Origin of the sequence: Nonomuraea sp. NPDC049028, from assembly GCF_043197735.1 — a bacterium.
In the GTDB taxonomy this organism is placed as follows: Bacteria; Actinomycetota; Actinomycetes; order Streptosporangiales; family Streptosporangiaceae; genus Nonomuraea.
The window spans coordinates 322,020-341,173 of the sequence record NZ_JBICTR010000010.1 but is presented as its reverse complement, the minus strand read 5'-3'; the positions used below and the strand labels follow the sequence as shown (position 1 = coordinate 341,173).

Sequence of the window (19,154 nt, the reverse complement as noted above, 5' to 3'; positions counted from 1 at the left end):
ACATGGCTGAGGGCCTCCAGGAAAACGCCCTCTGACCCCGCACAGGGCCGGGCGCCGTTACGTGCGCATTCTTGGCCGGTGGCGGCCAGTGGTTCAGCCGGTGGTTCCCCCAGCGGCTCGGCCGGTGGGGCGGCTTGCCGTAACGAAAGGCGACGGTTTATTGGTGTTCTGGGAAGGCGTTGATGGTCACGCGGTGCATGCGGCGGCGCTCCGTGTAGTCGGCGACCGCATAGTGCTGCGTCGGGCGGTTGTCCCAGAAGGCCAGTGTGCCCGGACGCCAGCGAAGCCTGAGCTGATACTCCGGCGACCGTATGTGGTCGATCAGCATAGGCAGCAGCGCCTCGTTCTCCCGGTCGGACAGCCCCACCAGCCGGGTCGTGGACGCCCGGTTGACGAACAGCGCCTTGCGGCCGGTCTCGGGGTGTACCCGTACCACGGGGCGTTCGAGCGGCGGCCACTTCGCCTGGACCTCCGCCAGGTCGAACGGATGCCCCTTGGAGATGGCCTTCTTCATCGACATCGTGATGTCGTGCACCGCCGTGAGCTCGTCGCAGAGCCGCTGCAGCGGCGGGGACAGCGTCTCATAGGCCAGGTACGTGTTGGCCCAGCACGTGTCGCCGCCCACGCTCGGCAGCTGGACGCAGCGCAGCAGCGACCCCATCGGCGGCGTCGGCTCGAAGGTGTTGTCGCTGTGCCATTCGTCGCCACCCTCCCCCTTGGGGTCGGTCTGGTCGAGTACGTGGATCGGGCTGGCGCTGTCCTTCTTGAAGGCCGGATGGTTGAGCGTGCCGAAGTTCAGGGCGAACTGCAGGTGCTGCTCGTCGTCGATTTCCGCGTCCCGGAAGAACAGCACGAGGTACTTGAGCCAACCGGCCCGCAGGGTCTCCACCTGTTCCTGGGACAGCGGCTTGCGCAGGTCCACGCCTGTCACCTCGGCGCCGATGTGCTTGGTCACGGGATGGAATTCGATCATGACGCCTCCGGAAGCGAGTCTGCCGCCTTCATTTCCGAACGTAAGCCCCAAGCAATTGCTTGGTCAAGCGCACTATTACGGACCGGCGCGGCCGATGCGTCGCGGGCACTCAACTTTCTTCGGCACAATGTTCGACATGGCCCGACGTACGACTGCACCCCCACCCGAGGACTTCGAGGAGCGGATCGTCGACATCGACGTCTCCTCGGAAATGCGCGCAAGCTATCTCGAGTACGCCTACTCGGTGATCTATCAGCGCGCGCTGCCCGACGCGCGCGACGGTCTCAAGCCCGTGCAGCGGCGCATCCTCTATTCGATGAGCGAGATGGGCCTGCGTCCCGAACGCGGCCACGTCAAGTGCTCGCGGGTGGTCGGCGACGTGATGGGCAAGCTCCACCCGCACGGCGACGGCGCGATCTACGACGCCCTCGTCCGGCTGGCGCAGCCGTTCTCGATGCGCCTGCCCCTGGCCGACGGCCACGGCAACTTCGGCTCCCCCGACGACTCGCCGGCCGCCATGCGTTACACCGAGGCCAGGCTGGCCCCGGCGGCCATGCTGATGGTCGAGTCGCTCGACGAGGACACCGTCGACTTCAAGCCCAACTACGACGGGCAGGAGACCGAGCCCACGGTCATGCCGTCGGCGTTCCCCAACCTGCTGGTCAACGGCACGACCGGCATCGCGGTCGGCATGGCCACCAACATGGCGCCGCACAACCTCGCCGAGATCGTGGCCGCCGCCCGTCACCTGATCAAGAAGCCCGACGCGGGGCTCGACGAGCTCATGCGCTTCGTGCCCGGCCCCGACCTGCCCACGGGCGCCTCGATCATCGGTTTGCAGGGCATCCGCGACGCCTACGAGAGCGGCCGCGGCACCTTCCGCATGCGGGCCAAGTGCAGGGTCGACCAGATCACGCCGCGCCGCAAGGGCCTCGTCGTCACCGAGCTGCCCTACAACGTCGGCCCCGAGCGCGTCGTCGCCAAGATCAAAGAGCTGGTCACCAGCAAGAAGCTGCAGGGCATCGCCGACCTCAAGGACCTCACCGACCGGCACAAGGGCCTGCACCTGGTCATCGAGATCAAGAACGGCTTCATCCCCGAGGCCGTGCTGGAGGAGCTCTACCGGCTGACGCCGATGGAGGAGACCTTCGGCATCAACAACGTGGCGCTAGTCGACGGCGAGCCGCGCACGCTGGGCCTGCGTGAGCTGCTGCGCGTCTACGTGGAGCACCGGCTCGAGGTCGTGCGCCGCCGCTCGGAGTTCCGCCGCCGCAAGCGCGAGGAGCGCCTGCACCTGGTCGACGGCCTCATCATCGCGCTGCTCAACATCGACGAGGTCATCCAGGTCATCCGCACCTCCGACGACTCGGCGCAGGCGCGCGCCCGGTTGATGGAGGTCTTCGACCTGAGCGACATCCAGGCCGCCTACATCCTCGACACACCTCTGCGCCGCCTGACCCGCTTCGACAAGCTGGAGCTCGACCGCGAGAAGCAGACGCTCTCCGACGAGATCGCCGAGCTGACCGGGATCCTGTCCTCGGACGCCCGCCTGCGCCAGGTGGTCTCGGGCGAGCTGGCCGACGTGGCCAAGAAATACGGCACGCCGCGCCGTACGGTCCTGCTGGAGGCGTCGGGCGTGACCCGCACGGCGGCGGTGGACCTGCAGGTGGCCGACGACCCGTGCCTGGCGATGCTCTCCTCCACCGGGCTGCTGGCCCGCACCTCCGACGCCTCGCCGCTGTCGGGCGGCGACGAGCGATCCGCGCACGACGTGCTGGTCTCCGTGGTCCGCACCTCCGCCAGAGGCGAGGTCGGCGTGGTGACGTCGGCGGGCCGGTTGATCCGCGTCGCGGTGGTCGATCTGCCCACGCTGCCGCCCTCCGCCAACCCGCCGTCGCTGTCGGGCGGCCATCCCGTCTCCGAGTTCGTCGCGCTCGAACCGGACGAGACGGTCGTCGGGCTCGGTTCGCTCGACCCCGACGGTCCCGGCCTGGCGGTGGGCACCGCGCAGGGCGTGGTCAAGCGGGTGGTCCCCGACTATCCCGCCAACCGCGACGACTTCGAGGTGATCACCCTCAAGGAGGGCGACACCGTGGTGGGCGCCGTGGAGCTCGAATCCGAGGAGCACGACCTGGTGTTCGTCTCCTCCGACGCGCAACTGCTACGTTTCCCGGCCTCGCAGGTACGCCCGCAGGGACGTCCGGCGGGCGGCATGGCGGGCATCCGGCTCGACGACGCGGCCCGGGTCATCTGGTTCGGCGTGGTCGATCCGTCGCGTCCGTCCCAGGTGGTGACGGTGGCGGGCTCGTCCACCGCCCTGCCGGGGACCCAGGTCGGGGGCGGCAAGGTGTCGGACTACGCGGAGTTCCCCGCCAAGGGGCGGGCCACCGGCGGAGTACGGGCCCAGCGCTTCCTCAAGGGCGAAGACGTGCTGCTGCTGGCCTGGGCGGGGCCCGCGCCGGCCAAGGCGGTGTCCTCGGTGGGCAAGCCGGTGCCGCTGCCGGACGAGATCGGGCGCCGCGACGGCTCGGGCGTCCGCCTCACCAACACCATCGGGGCCGTCGGCGGCGCCCTGGCGGCGGGCCCGGCCGACGACTCGGCCGAACCCGCTCAGCCGGAAGACGACTAACGTGCGGGCCGCCCGGCCTAGGACAGCCGGGCGGCATCACACAGGTTGACGGGGGTTGTTATAAATCGCTCCCGTGACACGATCCCCTCTAGGAGAGAGCGCTCTCTCTGCTCTTGGGAGGATCCATGTTCCGATTAAGGACCCCGCTGTGGGCGGCGGTGGCCCTGGTGGCCGCGCTGGTCACCGCACCCCCGGCTCAGGCCGCCGCGGAGCCGCTGACCGTCACCGACTTCGAGGCCACGACCCTGCCCGCGGGCGTCTCCGCCTGGGGCAACGACGCCGCCTCGACCCCGGCCCTGACCGTCGAGCCCGACGCGACCCGGCCCGGCGCCCCCGCGACCAACCGGGTGCTCAAAGCGGTCTACAACGTGAGCCAGTGGGGCGGCTGGTCCCACGACCTGACGACCGCCCAGGACTGGTCCGCCTACGAAGGGTTCTCCTTCTGGGTCAAGGGCACCGGATCCGGGCAGAAGGTGTTCTTCGAGATCAAGGACGGCGGCGGCGGAGCGGGCAGCTCTGAGCTGTTCGAGTCGTCCTTTACCGATGACACGGCCGGATGGCGGCAGGTGCAGGTGCCGTTCTCCGGCTTCACCCGCCGCGGCGACTACCAGCCGGGCGGCGCCCCCACCGACGGACAGCTCGACCTGGTCGCCATGTGGGGCTACTCGATGCGGCTCCCGGCCGCCTCCGGCACGCTGCTCTGGGACGATGTGCAGGTCTACGGCACGGCCCCGCCCCGGCCCGTACGCCTGGCCACGGACAAGCCGGTCTATCCGGTGAACGAGAAGGGCACGGCCGAGGTACGCGTCTCGGTCACCACCGCCACCGGCGGCCCGCTCCCCGCCGACCTGGCCGTCGGCTACCGCACCGGCACCGGCACGGCCACCCCCGGCCAGGACTACACGCCGCTCGAGGGCACGCTGACCTTCCCCGCGGGCACCGCCTCGGGCTCGGCCAAGGCGTTCACGGTCAAGACGCTGGCCGACGGCGCGGCCGAGGTCGCCGAGACCATCCCGATCGAGCTGTCCGGCACGGGCACCCGGCCCCCGGCCGAGGCTCCGGCCATCGTGATCAACGCGCACGGCCTGCCGTACCTCGACGCTCGTAAGCCCGTCAAGCAGCGGGTCGCCGACCTGCTCGGCCGGATGAGCACCGAGGAGAAGGTCGGCCAGATGACGCAGGCCGAACGCGGCGCGCTCGGCTCGCAGAACGACATCGCCACCTACCTGCTCGGCTCGCTGCTGTCGGGCGGCGGCTCCACCCCGGCGACCAACACGCCGAAGGCGTGGGCCGACATGATCGACGGCTTCCAGCTGCGCGCCCAGCAGACGCGGCTGCAGATCCCGCTGATCTACGGCGTCGACGCGGTTCACGGGCATAACAACGTGGTCGGTGCGACGATCTTCCCGCACAACGTCGGCCTCGGCGCCACGCGCGACGCCGACCTGGTCGAGCAGGCGGGCAAGGTCACGGCGAAGGAGGTCAAGGCCACGGGCATTCCGTGGGACTTCGCGCCGTGCCTGTGCGTATCACGGGACGACCGGTGGGGACGCGCCTACGAGTCGTTCGGCGAGGACCCGGCACTGGTCTCGCGGCTGACCACGATCATCGACGGTCTTCAGGACAACGGGGTGCTGGCCACGGCCAAGCACTACGTCGGCGACGGCGGCACCACGTACGGCTCCTCGACCGGCGACTACAAGATCGACCAGGGCGTCACCCAGCTCACCAGGGAACAGCTGGCGGCCATCCACCTGGCGCCCTTCGCCGAAGCGGTCAAGCGGGGCGTGGGCAGCGTCATGCCGTCGTTCTCCAGCGTCGACTTCGGCCAGGGGCCGCTCAAGATGCACGCGCACAAGGAGCTGATCACCGACGTGCTCAAGGGCCGGCTCGGCTTCAAGGGCTTCGTGATCAGCGACTGGCAGGCCATCGACCAGATCCCCGGCGACTACCCGAGCGACGTGCGCACCTCGATCAACGCCGGGCTCGACATGATCATGGTGCCGTACGCGTATCCGCTGTTCACGAGCACGCTCAAGGCCGAGATCGCGGCCGGAGGGGTGCCCATGGCGCGGATCGACGACGCGGTCTCCAGGATCCTGACGCAGAAGTTCCGGCTCGGCCTGTTCGAGCACCCGTACGCCGACCGTTCCGGCATCGGCGACGTCGGCTCGGCCGCCCACCGCGCGGTGGCCCGCACGGCCGCCGCGAAGTCGCAGGTGCTGCTGAAGAACGAGGACCGGCTGCTGCCGCTGCGCCGCGACGCCAAGGTGTACGTCGCCGGATCCAACGCCGACGACCTCGGCAACCAGAGCGGCGGCTGGACGATCACCTGGCAGGGCTCGTCCGGGCCCATCACGCAGGGCACCACGATCCTGTCAGCGATCCGCGGCCGGGCGGCCTCCGTCACCTACTCGGCCGACGCCTCCGCGCCGCTGACCGGGCATGACGTGGGTGTCGTGGTTGTGGGAGAGAAACCGTACGCCGAGGGCCAGGGCGACGTGGGCGTCAACGGGCACACGCTCGACCTGTCGGCCGCCGACCGGGCCGCGATCGACCGGGTGTGCGGGGCGATGAAGTGCGCCGTGCTGGTCGTCTCCGGCCGCCCGCTGCTGCTGGGCGACCTGTCCAAGGTCAAGGCGCTGGTGGCGTCGTGGCTGCCGGGCACCGAGGGCGCCGGCGTGGCCGACCCACTGTTCGGGGCCGTGCCGTACACGGGGCGGCTGCCCTTCACCTGGTTCCGTACGGCGGAGCAGGTGCCGATCAACGTGGGCGACGCGACCTACGACCCGCTTTACCCGTACGGCTGGGGGCTGCGCACCGACCGGGCCCGCGACCGGCTCAAGGCGGCCTACGACCGGCTCTCCGGCGGTGACGGAGCCTCCAGGGCGGCTTCGGCGGCGCTGCTGGTGGCGCTGCTGGGCAACAACTGGCACGCCGACGGCTCCGTGCGGCAGACCCGCGTCGTGCTGGGGGCGATCGGCACGGCGGCGGCGCTGCTCGACCGTTCGAAGACGGACGCGTACCCGCAGGACGACGCCGTCGTCTCGGTGGCCAGGGACATCGCCCAGGCCACCGGCAGACGGCCCGACCTGCAGGCGTCGGCCGACCATGAGCTGGCGGCCGGCAACGTACACAAGGCGGTGGAACTGCTGACACAGGCGGCCCGCTGACATAAGGCGGTGGGCTGCTGACGCAAGGACCGGCTTCTGGCGCCAGCACGCCAGAAGCCGGTCCACTCGTCTGTCAGACGTCCCTGCAGAGGCAGAACGTGTGGCCTGCCGGGTCGAGGAAGACGCGGAAGGAGTCGTCATCGCTCGGCTGGTGCTCGTGCTTGGTGGCGCCGATCTCCAGCACCTGGGCCTCGGCCTTGTCCATGTCGCTGACCGTCACGTCGATGTGCATCTGCTGGGGATGCTCCGCACTGGGCCAGACCGGCGGCCGGTAGTCGTCGACGGCCTGGAAGGCCACCCGCGCGGGCGGGCCTCCATTGGTGACGACGGCCCACTCCTCGTCGGACCCCTCCAGGATGGGCCAGCCGAGCAACCGCGAATAGAACTGGGCCAGCTCCATCGGATGGGCACAATCGAGGACCGTGGTCCGGAACTCCGCGATGCCGTTCATTACTTACCTCCGAGACTCTCATACCGATGACCACCGACGGTTTCGTCGGGGCCAACAGCGACAATGGATGCCATGGCTGCCAACTCGTTCATGGTCCCACTCGGTTCTCCAGCGCCCGATTTCCATCTGACCGCGATCCACGGCGGCAGCGTCTCGCTCGCGGATCTCAAGGATTCGCCCGCCATCCTCGTGGCGTTCCTGTCGAACCACTGCCCCTACGTACGGCACATCGAGCGCGGCCTCAGCACCCTGGCCACCGACTACGGCCCCAGGCTGTCGATGGTCGCCATCTGCAGCAACGACAGCGTGAACTACCCCGATGACGACCCGACACACCTGGCCGAGCAGGCGGCGCGGGCGGGCTTCCCGTTCCCCTATCTGCTCGACGAGACGCAGGAGACGGCCAAGGCGTATCGGGCGGCGTGCACGCCTGACTTCTTCCTGTACGACGCGTCGTTCCGGCTGGCGTACCGCGGCGAGTTCGACGATGCCCGGCCCGGCAATTCCGTACCGGTGACGGGGGCCTCGTTGCGCGCGGCGATCGACGCCCTGTTGGCGGGCGACCCGGTGAGCGAGGAGCAGAACCCGTCACTCGGCTGCGGCATCAAGTGGAAGCCAGGCAACGCGCCCGCCTGACCACTGCCAGATGTCAGGCGCGGGTGGCGGTGGAAGCCAGGTGAGCACGCCCGCCTGACCCCTGCCGGACGTCGGCGGAAGTGGTGATGGGACGTCAGGCGGAGGTCGCGATGGCGGCCGGCAGGGCGAGCAGGAGTTCGTGGGGCTCGCCCTGCCAGCCCCGGATCAGCCGGAAGCCGGCCTCTCCGGGGTCGAAGTCGTCACAACCCAGCGGCCCGAAGCAGCCTGCCTGGTCGAGCAGCACGATGAGCGGGTCGTCGTCGGGCAGGCCGCCCGCGTAGGCGGCCGCGTCGAGGAGCGCCAGCGCGCACCTCGCGTTGAGGCCGTCGTCTCGGGTCTCCACACGGTCGAGGCGGCGCCAGGCATGGGTACGCAGGTACGCGGCGAGCGATTCGGACCTACTCACGACAACCTTCTTCGATCACACATGGGGCTGTTCATACGTTGGGCTACGACATCATCACGCAAAGTGAGTGTCGCGCGTGGGACCTTGGGCAACTTCCGCCGTGTCGCCACCCCGGGAACCGCTACGAAACGGACGTGAGGAATCATCTGTCACATGAGCCAGTTCGATGACCTGATTTCCGCCAATGCGAAATATGCTGCTAAATTCCGGAATTCCGAACTGACCGGCCGGGCCGCTCGCGGACTCGGCGTCGTGACCTGCATGGACTCCCGCATCGACCCCCTTGGCCTGTTGGGCCTGAAGGCGGGCGACGCCAAGATCCTGCGAAACGCGGGCGCGCGCGTGACGGACGACGTCCTGCGCACCCTCGTCCTGGCCGTCTACCTGCTCGGCGTAGAACGCGTCCTGGTGATGCCCCACACCGACTGCGGCATGTCCAAGGTCACCGACACCGATGTGTACGAGCTCACCCAGCGGCACGGGGTCGACACCCGCAGTCTGGAGTTCCACACCGTCCCCGACCAGGACGCGGCCCTGCGCCATGACCTGACGCGGATCCGCTCCTCGCCCTTCCTGCCGCCGGGCCTGCCGGTGGGCGGCGCGATCTATGACGTGCACACGGGCAAACTGCTGCCGGTCGACCTGGTATGACTCTCCGCCTAACCCGATAACTCTACGTTTTGTGAGAAATATCGCACCAAAGCGATCCCCCACTTTGCCGTGCTGTTACCTGTGATATCCCTGTGACCCGTCGGCGATCTTGTCGCCGCGACAGAAACGGGGATGTCATGTCAACGATCAATCCGGCACCGCCTAACGATCGGTGATCGTCGCCGGGGGTCAGTCCCCCGCTCGACGCCCTGAAGTCAGCGCATTCGCGCGCTACTCCACACCCATCGATCGTTAGGACATTGATTTTGCGCAAGTCTCTCAACCGTTCCATGGGCCGCCTGGCCCTCGGGCTCAGCGCCGTGACCGTGCTCACCGCCGCCACGGCCATCCCGGCTTCGGCCGCTCTGGCCGCCACCGGCCAGAGCGCGGAGGACGTCGCGTCGGCCCAGGCCGCCGCCGACGGCAAGCCCGTACCCGTGCCGAGCCTGTCGGACGAGTCCAGCACCACCGTCGCCAACCCCGACGGCAGCTTCACCGCGACCATCACCTCGGGCCCGTCCCAGGTGCAGCAGAACGGCCAGTGGGTGCCCATCGACACCTCACTCGTCGCCGACGGCGCGGTACTGAAGCCGCGTGCCTCACGTGCCCAGGTCGAGGTCTCCAACGGCGGCGAGGGCACGCTGGCGAAGATGACCGACGACAACGGCCGCGTGTTCTCGCTCAAGTGGCCAACCGCGCTGCCCAAGCCGGTCGTCAAGGCGAACGTCGCCACCTTCACCGACGCGGCGGGCCCGGGGGCCGACCTCGTCGTCACTGTCCTGCCGACGGGATTCCGTCACGACGTCGTTCTGCGCGAGAAGCCCTCCGGTCCGCTGGAGCTCCGCATTCCCGTACAGACCGAAGGCGTCGATCTGTCCGAGTCGGCCGACGGCCGCCTTCTCCTCACCAGTACGGCCGGCGACAAGGTGATCGCCGCCGGGCCGCAGCCGGTCATGTGGGACTCGAAGGGTCACGGCAAGCCCCGCGGCGACTCGCTCTCGAAGATCGACACCACGGTCGAGACGCAGAACGGCACCAAGGTCCTCGTGCTCAAGCCGGACGCCAAGTTCCTGGCGGACCCGGCGCGCGTCTACCCGGTGACCGTCGATCCGGTGATCACGCTGCCGAGCGTGACGGACACCGACGTCGCCACCTCCTGGGCCTCGCACCCCGGTGACCCGATGATCATCGCGGGCACGATGCCCTGGGAGAACGGCCAGGGCGGCGACGTCATGCGCAGCCTGGTCAAGTTCGACACCCACAAGCTGACCGGCAAGCGGGTCATCTTCGCCAACATGGCGATGTGGAACCTGGAGACGAACGCCTGCGGCCTCCGCGTAGGTTCCGGCCTCACCGCCCAGCGGATCACCAGCTCGTGGGACGAAACCGACCTGAACTGGGACAACAAGCCCACCACCACCACAGAGGGCCAGGCGACGAACCGCGCGGGCCGCGGCCGCACCTGGACCGCACCGTGCGCCGGGGGCGCCGGCTACCTGTCGTGGCCGGTGACCACCATGGCCAAGGCGTGGGCCTCGGGCGCCGCCAACTACGGCGTACAGCTGAAGGGCGCCGACGAGACGGAGGCCACCAACTGGCGCGCCTTCGCCGCGTCGGAGAACAAGGACGAGGGCGTCAAGCCCCCGACCCTGACGGTCATCTACTGGCGCTGACCATCACCTGAAACCCCGAAGGGGGCCGGGCTCCCCCCGGCCCCCTTCGGCATGTCCGAACGAACTCGGCGCGTGGGGACACGCTCGGCCTCCGGACGGGCTCAGCGTGCCTGGAGGAGTCGAGGGCGGGGGTGTCAGCTCGTCGGGCCGGAGCGCATCTGCTCGACCTCGTCCTGGAACACGGCCTGCGTCTTGTTCATGAAGTCGGTGATCACCTCAAGCTGCTCATCGCTGTAATCACTCAACGAAGCCCGCCACGCCTTGATCAGCGGTGTGAACACCGGCGCCACATCCACCGCCGCCCGCTCCAGCACGAGCGTCACCACGACCTTCCGCCGATCGGCGTCATCCCGCTCCCGCCGCACATATCCCACTGCTTCGAGCCGATCGATGACCCCGGTGACGGACGCGGTGGTGATCCCGGCCCGCCGCGCCAGTTCGCTGGCCGTCAGGGCTCCTTCACTCAACAGGTTGAGGCAGTGGAGATCGGTGGTGTTGATGCCGATGCGCCCCGCAGCCGCCTGACTCATCGAGACCGAAAGCACGTTGGTCTTGCGCAGCGCTTCGAGCAACGCGGTCACCAAGGTCGCACGTCTTGACATCGCCCACCAAATTCTCTAGCTTTTCAAATATCTAGGAAAACTAGAGATAAGCATCTCTAGCAACTAGCCAATCGGAAGGATATCCCGATGAAGGACGTCGTCATGCGCCTGTACGACGAGGTACTCAACCAGGGCAGGTTGGAGGTAGCCGACGAGATCATCGCCAGCACCCTCTCCACCGCCCCCAACGACCCACCCGGCCCGGAACGCGTCAAGCAGATCTCCACCCACATCCGCTCAGCCCTCCCAGACATGCACTTCGACATCCAGGACATGATCGCAGAAGACAACAAAGTTGCCACCAGATGGACCTTGAGCGGCACCCACACCGGCACGTTCTTCGGCGTCCCACCAACGAACCAGCCCGTGGAGATCAGGGCCTGCGTCATCTTCGAACTCAAGGACAACCAGATCACCAACCTGTGGCCAGTCCTGGACACCAGCACCTTGCGCCCCACCTGACAACAGACCGAACCCCTCCCCGGGCCCCGCCTGCGCCCCAGCCCCGCCCCGGCCTGGTCCTCAGTCCCGGCCCCGGCCCCGGCCCGGCCCCGATCCCGATTCCGATCCGTGACGTCAGCGGGCACCACCCACGAGGACATCTCCCAGCTGACGTGATGTGGTCGAAACGACCGGACCTGGACGGACCGGATGGGAGCGACCGAGCCTAGACGGAGCAGACCCGCGCTGCGGGGCGTGGGCTAGTCCGGGCGCGCTGAGCGGCCCAGGCTGGGGCGCGATGGGACCGGGCGCGCTGGAACCGGGCGCGCTGGCCGGACCGGGGCCGAGAGGCGCGATCGCTCGGCGTGCCTCGACGCTGACCGACTTGTCAGACCTGGGCCTCAGTCCGCTGTGCACGATCAACGGAATGCCGCCAACGCCACCGGCTGCCACTTCCGCCACGTGGCAAGTCGTTCCTCGTACTCGGCCGCGACCGGCTCCAACGACTTGCCGAAGAAGATCCGCGCCGGCGGGTCGTCGGCGTCGGCCAACTCCAGGATCGGCCCGCGGGTCGCCCTGGGGTCACCGAGGTCCCACGCGATTTCGGCGCCGGCGCGGACCTCGGCGTAGTCCGGGTGCTCGGCACTGGTGCGGACGCTGCCGCCGCCGAAGTCGGTCGAGTACGGGCCGGGCTCCAGGCAGATGACGTCGATGCCGAAGTGCTCGACCTCCTGCCGGAGCGATTCCGACAGCCCTTCCACCGCCCACTTCGACGCGTGGTAGCCGCCGATGCCGGGGAACGCCCGGACGCCGCCCTCGCTGGTGACCTGAATGATCCGGCCATGGCCCTGCGCGCGCAGCACAGGCAGAACCGCCTGCGTCACCCACAGCGTGCCGAAGAAGTTGGTCTCCATCTCGGCGCGGATCTCGGCTTCGGTCAGCTCCTCGACCATGCCGAAGTGACCGTAGCCCGCGTTGTTGACCACCACGTCCAGCGCGCCGAAGTGCTCGGCCGCCTGCCGCACGGCGGCGAAGACGGCCGCGCGGTCGGTGATGTCGAGCCGCAGCGGCAGTACGGCCTCGCCGTACTGCTCGGCCAGGGGACGCAGGTGGTCAAGGTCGCGCGCGGTGGCGACGACCCGGTCGCCCCGCTCGAGGGCGGCCTCCGCCCACTCGCGGCCGAAGCCCTTCGACGTGCCGGTGATGAACCACGTCTTGGACAACGCCTTCACCTTCCTCTAGTCGATACGTTTCATGATAACAGTAGCATGGACTGTATTAATTGTGTGTGTAGTATCGTTGCCGCATGGAGGGGCGACGAGATCGGAAGAAGCGGCAGACCCGCGAGCGGATCCAGGCCTCGGCACTGGAGCTGTTCACGTCGCACGGCTACCGCAACACGACCATCGCGGCGATAGCCGAACACGCGGACGTCGCGACGCGGACCGTCACACTGCACTTCGCCACCAAGGAAGACCTGCTGTTCGCGGATGATCCGTTCGCCGCGGAATCGCTGGCAGCGCGCCTGGACACCCGGCCCGGCGCCGCGCTCGACGGCGTCGGTGAGTGGATGCGCGACACAATGCACGCCCTCGACGAACGCGACGCCGACCAGGGCCGCAAGCCGGGCGAGACCTGGTCCCTGCGCATCAAGCGCGCCACCCTGATAGCCGAGGACGAGGATCTCCGCGCCCGTGCCCGCGCGAGCTACTACGAGCTGGAACGTCTGATCGCCGCCGCCATCGGCAAGGACGTGGGCCTGCCGCCCGACGCGCTGGCGCCGCGCCTGACCGCGTACACCGTGGTGGGCGGCCTGCGCGAGCTGTACATGACCCACGAGGCCCGCCACTGCGACACCGCTACCGAAGCGCTACTTCCCCTGGTCGACCGCGTACTCGACGTCGCACGCACGGGCCTGGCCAAGCTCACGGCCGGTGAGCCCAACCCCACGCCGCTCGTCTTGACGGCCCCGGCGCCTGCCCTGAGGGATGGGCGCAGACAGCCGAGAACGCCGCGAGCCGAAACGAGCCTGGGCGAAGAGCCTGAGGACTGAAACGGCCCTGGGCGTGCTGAGCAGGTCCTGGTGCGCTCTGGAACGGGCCTGAGCGGCCCTGGAGCGTGCTAACCAGGTCCAGGCGTGCCTCAAGACGGGCCTGAGGCGCCAAGGCCTGTTAGAGCGGCCTGAAACGCGGGCCCTGGCGGACTCTCGGGCACCACGGGCCCAACCACACGGAAGCCGCGGTCAATCATGCGCACGTCACGGCGCCCGACCCGCTCCACCGGAGGAGCGTGCCCCTGGACAGACCCCAGCCCGCTACGGCGTCTGGGGCTCACCGTGCCTGCCGTAAAAGAAAGCCCGTAAAAGAAGGCCCGTAAAAGAAGAGCCCGCGAAAACGGCGCCGAGCAGGCAAAACCGAGCAGACGAAAAGGGGTGTTCTAGGCGTCGATATGGTCGCGGTCGACTTCGGCGGCGCTGCTGACGATGAACTCGCGGCGCGGAGCCACGTCGCTGCCCATCAGCAGGCTGAAGATCCCCTCCGCCGTCTCCGCGTCCTCGATGCGGACGCGGCGCAGGATGCGGTGGCGCGGGTCCATCGTGGTCTCCGCGAGCTGGTCGGCGTCCATCTCGCCCAGACCCTTGTAGCGCTGCACCGGGTCCTTCCAGCGCCGGCCGCGTCGCTCCAGGTCGCGCAGCACCTTCTGCAGCTCGGCGTCGGAGTAGCAGTAGATGTACTTCTCCTTGCCGCGGCCGGGGTTGGTGAGCTCGATGCGGTGCAGCGGCGGGACCGCGGCGAACACCCTGCCCGCCTCGACCATGGGCCGCATGTAGCGGTGGAAGAGGGTCAGCAGCAGGCAGCGGATGTGGGCGCCGTCGACGTCGGCGTCGGCCATCAGGATGACCTTGCCGTAGCGGGCCGCCTCGATGTCGAAGGAGCGGCCGGAGCCCGCGCCGACCACCTGGATGATCGCGGCGCACTCGGCGTTCTTGAGCATGTCGCTCACGGACGCCTTCTGCACGTTGAGGATCTTGCCGCGGATCGGCAGGAGGGCCTGGAACTCCGAGTCGCGGGCCAGCTTGGCGGTGCCCAGCGCGGAGTCGCCCTCGACGATGAACAGCTCGCTGCGGTCGATGTCGTCGCTGCGGCAGTCGACGAGCTTGGCGGGGAGCGCGGAGTTCTCCAGGGCGCTCTTGCGGCGCTGGTTGTCGCGGTGCTCGCGGGCCGCGATGCGGGCCTTGGCCGCGGCGACGATCTTCTCCAGCACGGCGCGCAGGGGCTGCTTGTAGCCGCGCGGCGGGTTGGCGAACAGCTCCTTGAGCTCGCGGGAGACCACGTGGGAGACGATGCGGGTGGCCGCCGAGGTGCCCAGCACCTCCTTGGTCTGGCCCTCGAACTGCGGCTCCGGCACCCGGACCGTGACAACGCCGGTCAGGCCCTCGGAGATGTCCTCCCCCTTGACCGGGTCGTCGCCGTTCTTCAGCAGGCGGGTCTCGCGCAGCAGCTCGTTGATCGTGCGGACCAGGCCGCGTTCGAAGCCGGTGAGGTGGGTGCCGCCCTTGGGGGTGGCGATGACGTTGACGAACGAGCGGATGGTCGAGTCGTAGCCCTTGCCCCAGCGCACGGCCACGTCGACGGTGAGCTCGCGCTGCACCTCGGTGGCCGTCATGTGGCCCTGGTCGTCGAGCACCGGGACGGTCTCGTGGAAGTGGCCGACCCCCTGCAGGCGCAGCACGTCGCAGACGGCCTCGTCGCGGGCCAGGAACTCGGTGAACTCGGAGATTCCCCCGTCGAAGCGGAACTCCTCCTCGACCCGCTCCTCGTGCCTGCTGTCGATCACGGTCAGGGTCAGGCCGGGCACCAGGAAGGCGGTCTGGCGCAGGCGTACGTGGATCTCGTCGAGCGAGACCTCGGCGTCGGGCAGGAAGATCTGCTTGTCGGCCCAGAACCGAACCCGGGTGCCGGTGGTCCGCTTGGGCAGCTTGCCGCCGTCACGCAGGCCGGACTTCTTCTTGAACTTGGCCTTCGGACCGTCGCCGTCGAAGATGCCGGGCACGCCGCGGCGGAAGCTGATCTCGTGGATCTGGCCGTCACGGTCAACCTCTACGTCGAGGCGCTCGGACAGGGCGTTGACCACGGAGGCGCCCACGCCGTGCAGGCCGCCGGACGCGCCGTAGGAGCCGCCGCCGAACTTTCCGCCCGCGTGGAGCTTGGTGTAAACGAGCTCGACTCCGGCCAGACCGCTCTTGGGCTCGATGTCGACGGGGATGCCGCGGCCGTCGTCGCGCACCTCGATGGAGCCGTCTGGATAGAGCTCCACCTCGATGCGGGTGCAGTGCCCGGCGAGCGCCTCGTCGACGCCGTTGTCGACGATCTCCCAGAGGCAGTGCATGAGCCCGCGGCTGTCGGTTGACCCGATATACATGCCAGGGCGCTTGCGGACCGCTTCCAGCCCCTCAAGCACCGACAGGTGACGAGCCGTGTAACCCGCCTCCACTAGCGTCACTCCGGCTCCCCTGCGTTTAAGCGTCGAACGTCTAAGCGTCGAACTGAGCATCGAACATGTGTGCGTAGCCTATCGTTCTTCCCCTACGCACGCGTACAAGCTTGCCATGACGGCAGGTTTGGTGTTACCAGGCGACGGCTCTCCATCACTTCCGGCCACATTCTGCTCTCGGCGTAGCCGGGCGGTGATTGGGAACGTCCACGTCCGGTTAGATGTTGTCCAAGTGACTGACGCCAGATCCTCGCTTCGGCGGGGGTGACCCGAAAGGCGATACGTGACTGGAGCTCTCGCCCCCGTTAAGCCGCTGACGGCCCTCGACCGTTGCGACCGTTGCGGCGCCCAGGCCTACATTCGCGCGACCCTGCCCGTGGGTGGGGAGCTGCTGTTCTGCGCTCATCACGGGCGTCAGCACATAGCAGCGCTCCGCGATAAGGGCGCCGACATCCTGGACGAGTCTGCTCGGCTCAGCGAAACCCCAACAGTGGCCCCCAACGACGAGCGCTAACCGGCGCTGGTCGTGATGAGATAACAACATATTGCACGGAGCGGAACGGCGATCCCGGCAGGCCCGGGACCGCCGTTTCGTCATGTCTCGGGCCGTCTCATCTCACTCTGTAGTGATAGCGGGCCCGCGCCTCGAAGCCCTCGCTTCGGTACAGGGCCTGAGCCGCCTCGTTCGGCGCGGTGGTCACCAAATAGGCCGTACGCGCCCCGCTACGCCGTACGAGAGCACGCAACACGCTCCTGGCCAGCCCACGGCGGCGAGCCTGGGGCAACGTGGCCATGCAGTAGATCCCGATCGTCTCCCCCTGCGGCACACCCCGGCCCACAGCGACGGCTCGACCGTCCTCCTCGACCGCGGCGTACAAGGCGGGCACCCCTCGGCAGATCCGCTCAGCCACCTCGACACCCTCGGCGTAGCGCCCGTCCACGGCCCACCAGGTCTCCAGCCACCCCGGCCAGGGGCTCTCCTCGACCCGCACCTGACGAACAGGCTCCGGCACGCCGTCCCCCACCATGATCACGGTTGGATCGACGACCCCATATCCCCGGGCGGCCAATTCGTCGTCGAGCCCCGGCATCGCCCCCACCCCAACGGAGAACACGCTCCGCTGCCCCTTCTCGGCGTAGAAGGCCTCGGCCGCCTCGATCGCACCGGCGAGATCGGCGGGCCGTCCCAGGGCGAGCACGGAGTTCGCGCGCTTGGTCACGCCACCGGCGTAGCGAAGGATCCAGCCGTCGTACGTCCGCTGCTCATAGGCAGGCCAGGCTTCATGAACCAGCAAGTCGAAATCCACTCGCGCACCCTACCCAACCAGCGCAGACCTCCCGCGAAGCGGCCAAACCTCGGCGGCGGCACTCCGGCCGGCAGGGCAACCCAGACACAAGCAGTGAGCGGCGAGCGGCAGACTGTGGGCGGTGGGTGGCGAGCATTGACTATGCTGTGGCGTGCTGATTTTGTTGCCGCCCTCGGAGGGGAAGGCCGGTGAAGGCAGCGGTCCTCCTCTAGGGGATCTTTCGTTCCCCGCCCTGGACAGACCGCGCAAACGCGTACTGACCGCGCTCATGAGAGCGTCCAGACGGCGTGACGCCCTCGACGTCCTCGGTCTGTCGCCCGGCCTGGCAGGCGAACTGGCCAAAAACCTGGAGCTCCAAACCGCTCCGGCCCTCCCGGCGGCCGATCTCTATACCGGCGTCCTGTACGAGAAGCTCGGTCTCGGCACCCTGACGGACGAGGCCAGGAAGCGAGCCGAGGAGTCGGTGCTCATCTTCTCCGGCCTCTGGGGCGTGTTGCGGATCACCGACCGCGTACCTCCGTACCGGCTGTCGATGGGAGTGACTCTGCCGGTGCTGGGCGGGCTGGCCGCGTTCTGGCGGCCAACGGTGTCCAAGGAGCTGGAGCGCCTGGACGGGCTGGTGGTCGATCTGCGTTCGGCCACCTACGCGGGAGCCTGGCAGCCCGGGGAGCGGTCTGTGGCGGTACGGGTGTTCCGCGATGGCAAGGTGGTCAGCCACATGGCGAAGGCGACCCGCGGTGAGATCGCCCGCACCCTGCTGGAGACCGGGGCGGATCCCGCCACACCCGGCGAACTGGCCGCGCTCCTCACCGGCCACGGCCACACGGTCCACCTGATCGAGCCCACCCGGCCCAACCGCCCCTGGACCCTCGACGTCAGCCTGTGAAGTCGCCCAGGTGGTCCGCCGCCCAGGCCGCGAACGTACGGCCGGGGCGGCCGATCAACCGCTCGACATCCGTGGTGATCTCGACCGGCACGCCGTCGTTGGACTGCCACCAGTCCAGCAACGGCTCAGCGAACTGCTCGGGGATGTAGTCGGCCATCTCCGCCTTCCACTCCTCCCGCGTGACGTTCCTGATGGGGATGTCCCTGCCGGTCACGTGGCCGAGGATGCGGATCTGCTCGGCGAAGGTGATCGATTCGGGCCCGGTCAGCAGGTACGGCCGGCCGCCCAGGGCCGGGTCGGCGAGCACAGCGGCGACCGCCTCGGCGATGTCGGCCTCGTGGATACTGTCGTTGTGCGAGTTGGGGTACGGCAGGCTCACCGGCTCGCCGGCCTTGACGGGCCAGGACCAGGCCAGCGCGTTGCCGGCGAACGAGCCCGGACGCAGCAGCGTGCTGCGGACGGGCGCGGCGGTCAGGGCGCGCTCCACGTCCAGGTGGGACTTGGCCAGGGGGCTGGCCTCGGGGTTCGGGCCGAGCACGGAGGAGGACGACAGCAGCACGATGTGCTCGACTCCGGCCTCGGTCGCCTCCTTGACGAAGGCGTCGATGTGCGACGGTTCGGCGTACAGGAAGACCGAGGTGACGCCGGCCAGCGCGGCGGGGAACGTCGCGGGGTCGCTGAGGTCGCACGTGATGATCGACGAGTCACCGGGCTGGCGGGAGGCCGGGCGGACGGGCAGGCCGCGTCGGCGCAGGATGGCGATGAGCTCAGCGGCGACGGCGCCACGAGCGCCGGTAACAAGGGTGGTCATATCGGGAAATGCCTTTCTGGG

Annotated in this window: 17 protein-coding genes; 9 read left to right on the top strand and 8 right to left on the bottom strand. The window is 68.8% G+C overall.

Features of this window, described 5'->3' with window-relative positions; translation table 11 throughout:
- Positions 1 to 157: 157 nt before the first annotated feature.
- Positions 158 to 973, bottom strand: coding sequence for a TauD/TfdA family dioxygenase (locus ACGFJ2_RS38135; RefSeq protein WP_357940329.1), 816 nt, complete (start codon positions 971 to 973; stop codon positions 158 to 160).
- A 136-nt stretch (positions 974 to 1,109) separates the two neighbouring features.
- Here ACGFJ2_RS38135 and ACGFJ2_RS38130 point away from each other — a divergent pair, with 136 nt between their 5' ends.
- A complete protein-coding gene (locus tag ACGFJ2_RS38130; protein ID WP_393476840.1) occupies positions 1,110 to 3,602 on the top strand; it encodes a DNA topoisomerase (ATP-hydrolyzing) subunit A in 2,493 nt (830 codons plus the stop codon).
- A 125-nt stretch (positions 3,603 to 3,727) separates the two neighbouring features.
- Positions 3,728 to 6,775 (top strand): glycoside hydrolase family 3 N-terminal domain-containing protein, encoded by a 3,048-nt coding sequence (locus tag ACGFJ2_RS38125; protein WP_393476837.1) that lies wholly within the window; start codon positions 3,728 to 3,730, stop codon positions 6,773 to 6,775.
- Positions 6,776 to 6,848: 73 nt separating this feature from the next.
- On the opposite strand, the gene ACGFJ2_RS38120 is transcribed toward ACGFJ2_RS38125, so the two are convergent.
- Complete coding sequence (locus ACGFJ2_RS38120; protein WP_357940323.1) at positions 6,849 to 7,226, bottom strand: VOC family protein; 378 nt, start codon at positions 7,224 to 7,226, stop codon at positions 6,849 to 6,851.
- A gap of 72 nt (positions 7,227 to 7,298) precedes the next feature.
- On the opposite strand from ACGFJ2_RS38120, the gene ACGFJ2_RS38115 reads away from it, so the two are divergent.
- Positions 7,299 to 7,862: a thioredoxin family protein gene (locus tag ACGFJ2_RS38115; protein ID WP_357940321.1), complete on the top strand. Its 564-nt coding sequence runs from the start codon at positions 7,299 to 7,301 to the stop codon at positions 7,860 to 7,862.
- A gap of 94 nt (positions 7,863 to 7,956) precedes the next feature.
- On the opposite strand, the gene ACGFJ2_RS38110 is transcribed toward ACGFJ2_RS38115, so the two are convergent.
- The gene (locus ACGFJ2_RS38110) at positions 7,957 to 8,268 is read right to left on the bottom strand and encodes a hypothetical protein (protein ID WP_357940319.1); all 312 of its coding nucleotides are present in this window, start codon (positions 8,266 to 8,268) and stop codon (positions 7,957 to 7,959) included.
- A gap of 153 nt (positions 8,269 to 8,421) precedes the next feature.
- Between ACGFJ2_RS38110 and ACGFJ2_RS38105 the strand changes: the two genes are divergently transcribed.
- A complete protein-coding gene (locus tag ACGFJ2_RS38105; protein ID WP_393476832.1) occupies positions 8,422 to 8,919 on the top strand; it encodes a beta-class carbonic anhydrase in 498 nt (165 codons plus the stop codon).
- Between the two features lie 266 nt (positions 8,920 to 9,185).
- Positions 9,186 to 10,592, top strand: coding sequence for a DNRLRE domain-containing protein (locus ACGFJ2_RS38100; RefSeq protein ID WP_358174821.1), 1,407 nt, complete (start codon positions 9,186 to 9,188; stop codon positions 10,590 to 10,592).
- A gap of 134 nt (positions 10,593 to 10,726) precedes the next feature.
- On the opposite strand, the gene ACGFJ2_RS38095 is transcribed toward ACGFJ2_RS38100, so the two are convergent.
- Entirely contained in the window at positions 10,727 to 11,173 is a 447-nt protein-coding gene (locus tag ACGFJ2_RS38095) for a MarR family transcriptional regulator (RefSeq protein ID WP_357940313.1), read from the bottom strand.
- 108 nt (positions 11,174 to 11,281) lie between these two features.
- Here ACGFJ2_RS38095 and ACGFJ2_RS38090 point away from each other — a divergent pair, with 108 nt between their 5' ends.
- Entirely contained in the window at positions 11,282 to 11,656 is a 375-nt protein-coding gene (locus ACGFJ2_RS38090; protein WP_393476827.1) for an ester cyclase, read from the top strand.
- A gap of 398 nt (positions 11,657 to 12,054) precedes the next feature.
- Here ACGFJ2_RS38090 and ACGFJ2_RS38085 read toward each other — a convergent pair whose 3' ends face one another.
- Complete coding sequence (locus tag ACGFJ2_RS38085) at positions 12,055 to 12,858, bottom strand: SDR family NAD(P)-dependent oxidoreductase (RefSeq protein ID WP_393476824.1); 804 nt, start codon at positions 12,856 to 12,858, stop codon at positions 12,055 to 12,057.
- 83 nt (positions 12,859 to 12,941) lie between these two features.
- On the opposite strand from ACGFJ2_RS38085, the gene ACGFJ2_RS38080 reads away from it, so the two are divergent.
- Complete coding sequence (locus ACGFJ2_RS38080) at positions 12,942 to 13,688, top strand: TetR/AcrR family transcriptional regulator (protein ID WP_393476821.1); 747 nt, start codon at positions 12,942 to 12,944, stop codon at positions 13,686 to 13,688.
- Positions 13,689 to 14,071: 383 nt separating this feature from the next.
- Here the strand turns inward: ACGFJ2_RS38080 and ACGFJ2_RS38075 are convergent, their stop codons facing one another.
- Entirely contained in the window at positions 14,072 to 16,138 is a 2,067-nt protein-coding gene (locus ACGFJ2_RS38075) for a type IIA DNA topoisomerase subunit B (protein WP_393476818.1), read from the bottom strand.
- Positions 16,139 to 16,412: 274 nt separating this feature from the next.
- On the opposite strand from ACGFJ2_RS38075, the gene ACGFJ2_RS38070 reads away from it, so the two are divergent.
- Positions 16,413 to 16,643, top strand: a complete 231-nt coding sequence (locus ACGFJ2_RS38070; RefSeq protein ID WP_357940303.1) for a hypothetical protein — start codon at positions 16,413 to 16,415, stop codon at positions 16,641 to 16,643.
- Between the two features lie 97 nt (positions 16,644 to 16,740).
- Here the strand turns inward: ACGFJ2_RS38070 and ACGFJ2_RS38065 are convergent, their stop codons facing one another.
- Positions 16,741 to 17,436 carry a GNAT family N-acetyltransferase gene (locus ACGFJ2_RS38065; RefSeq protein WP_357940300.1) on the bottom strand — a complete coding sequence of 232 codons (696 nt, stop codon included), beginning with the start codon at positions 17,434 to 17,436 and terminating at the stop codon, positions 16,741 to 16,743.
- A 151-nt stretch (positions 17,437 to 17,587) separates the two neighbouring features.
- On the opposite strand from ACGFJ2_RS38065, the gene ACGFJ2_RS38060 reads away from it, so the two are divergent.
- Positions 17,588 to 18,322: a peroxide stress protein YaaA gene (locus ACGFJ2_RS38060; RefSeq protein WP_357940298.1), complete on the top strand. Its 735-nt coding sequence runs from the start codon at positions 17,588 to 17,590 to the stop codon at positions 18,320 to 18,322.
- Here ACGFJ2_RS38060 and ACGFJ2_RS38055 read toward each other — a convergent pair.
- Complete coding sequence (locus tag ACGFJ2_RS38055) at positions 18,312 to 19,133, bottom strand: NAD(P)H-binding protein (protein WP_393476813.1); 822 nt, start codon at positions 19,131 to 19,133, stop codon at positions 18,312 to 18,314. The genes ACGFJ2_RS38060 and ACGFJ2_RS38055 overlap by 11 nt on opposite strands.
- Positions 19,134 to 19,154 lie beyond the last annotated feature (21 nt).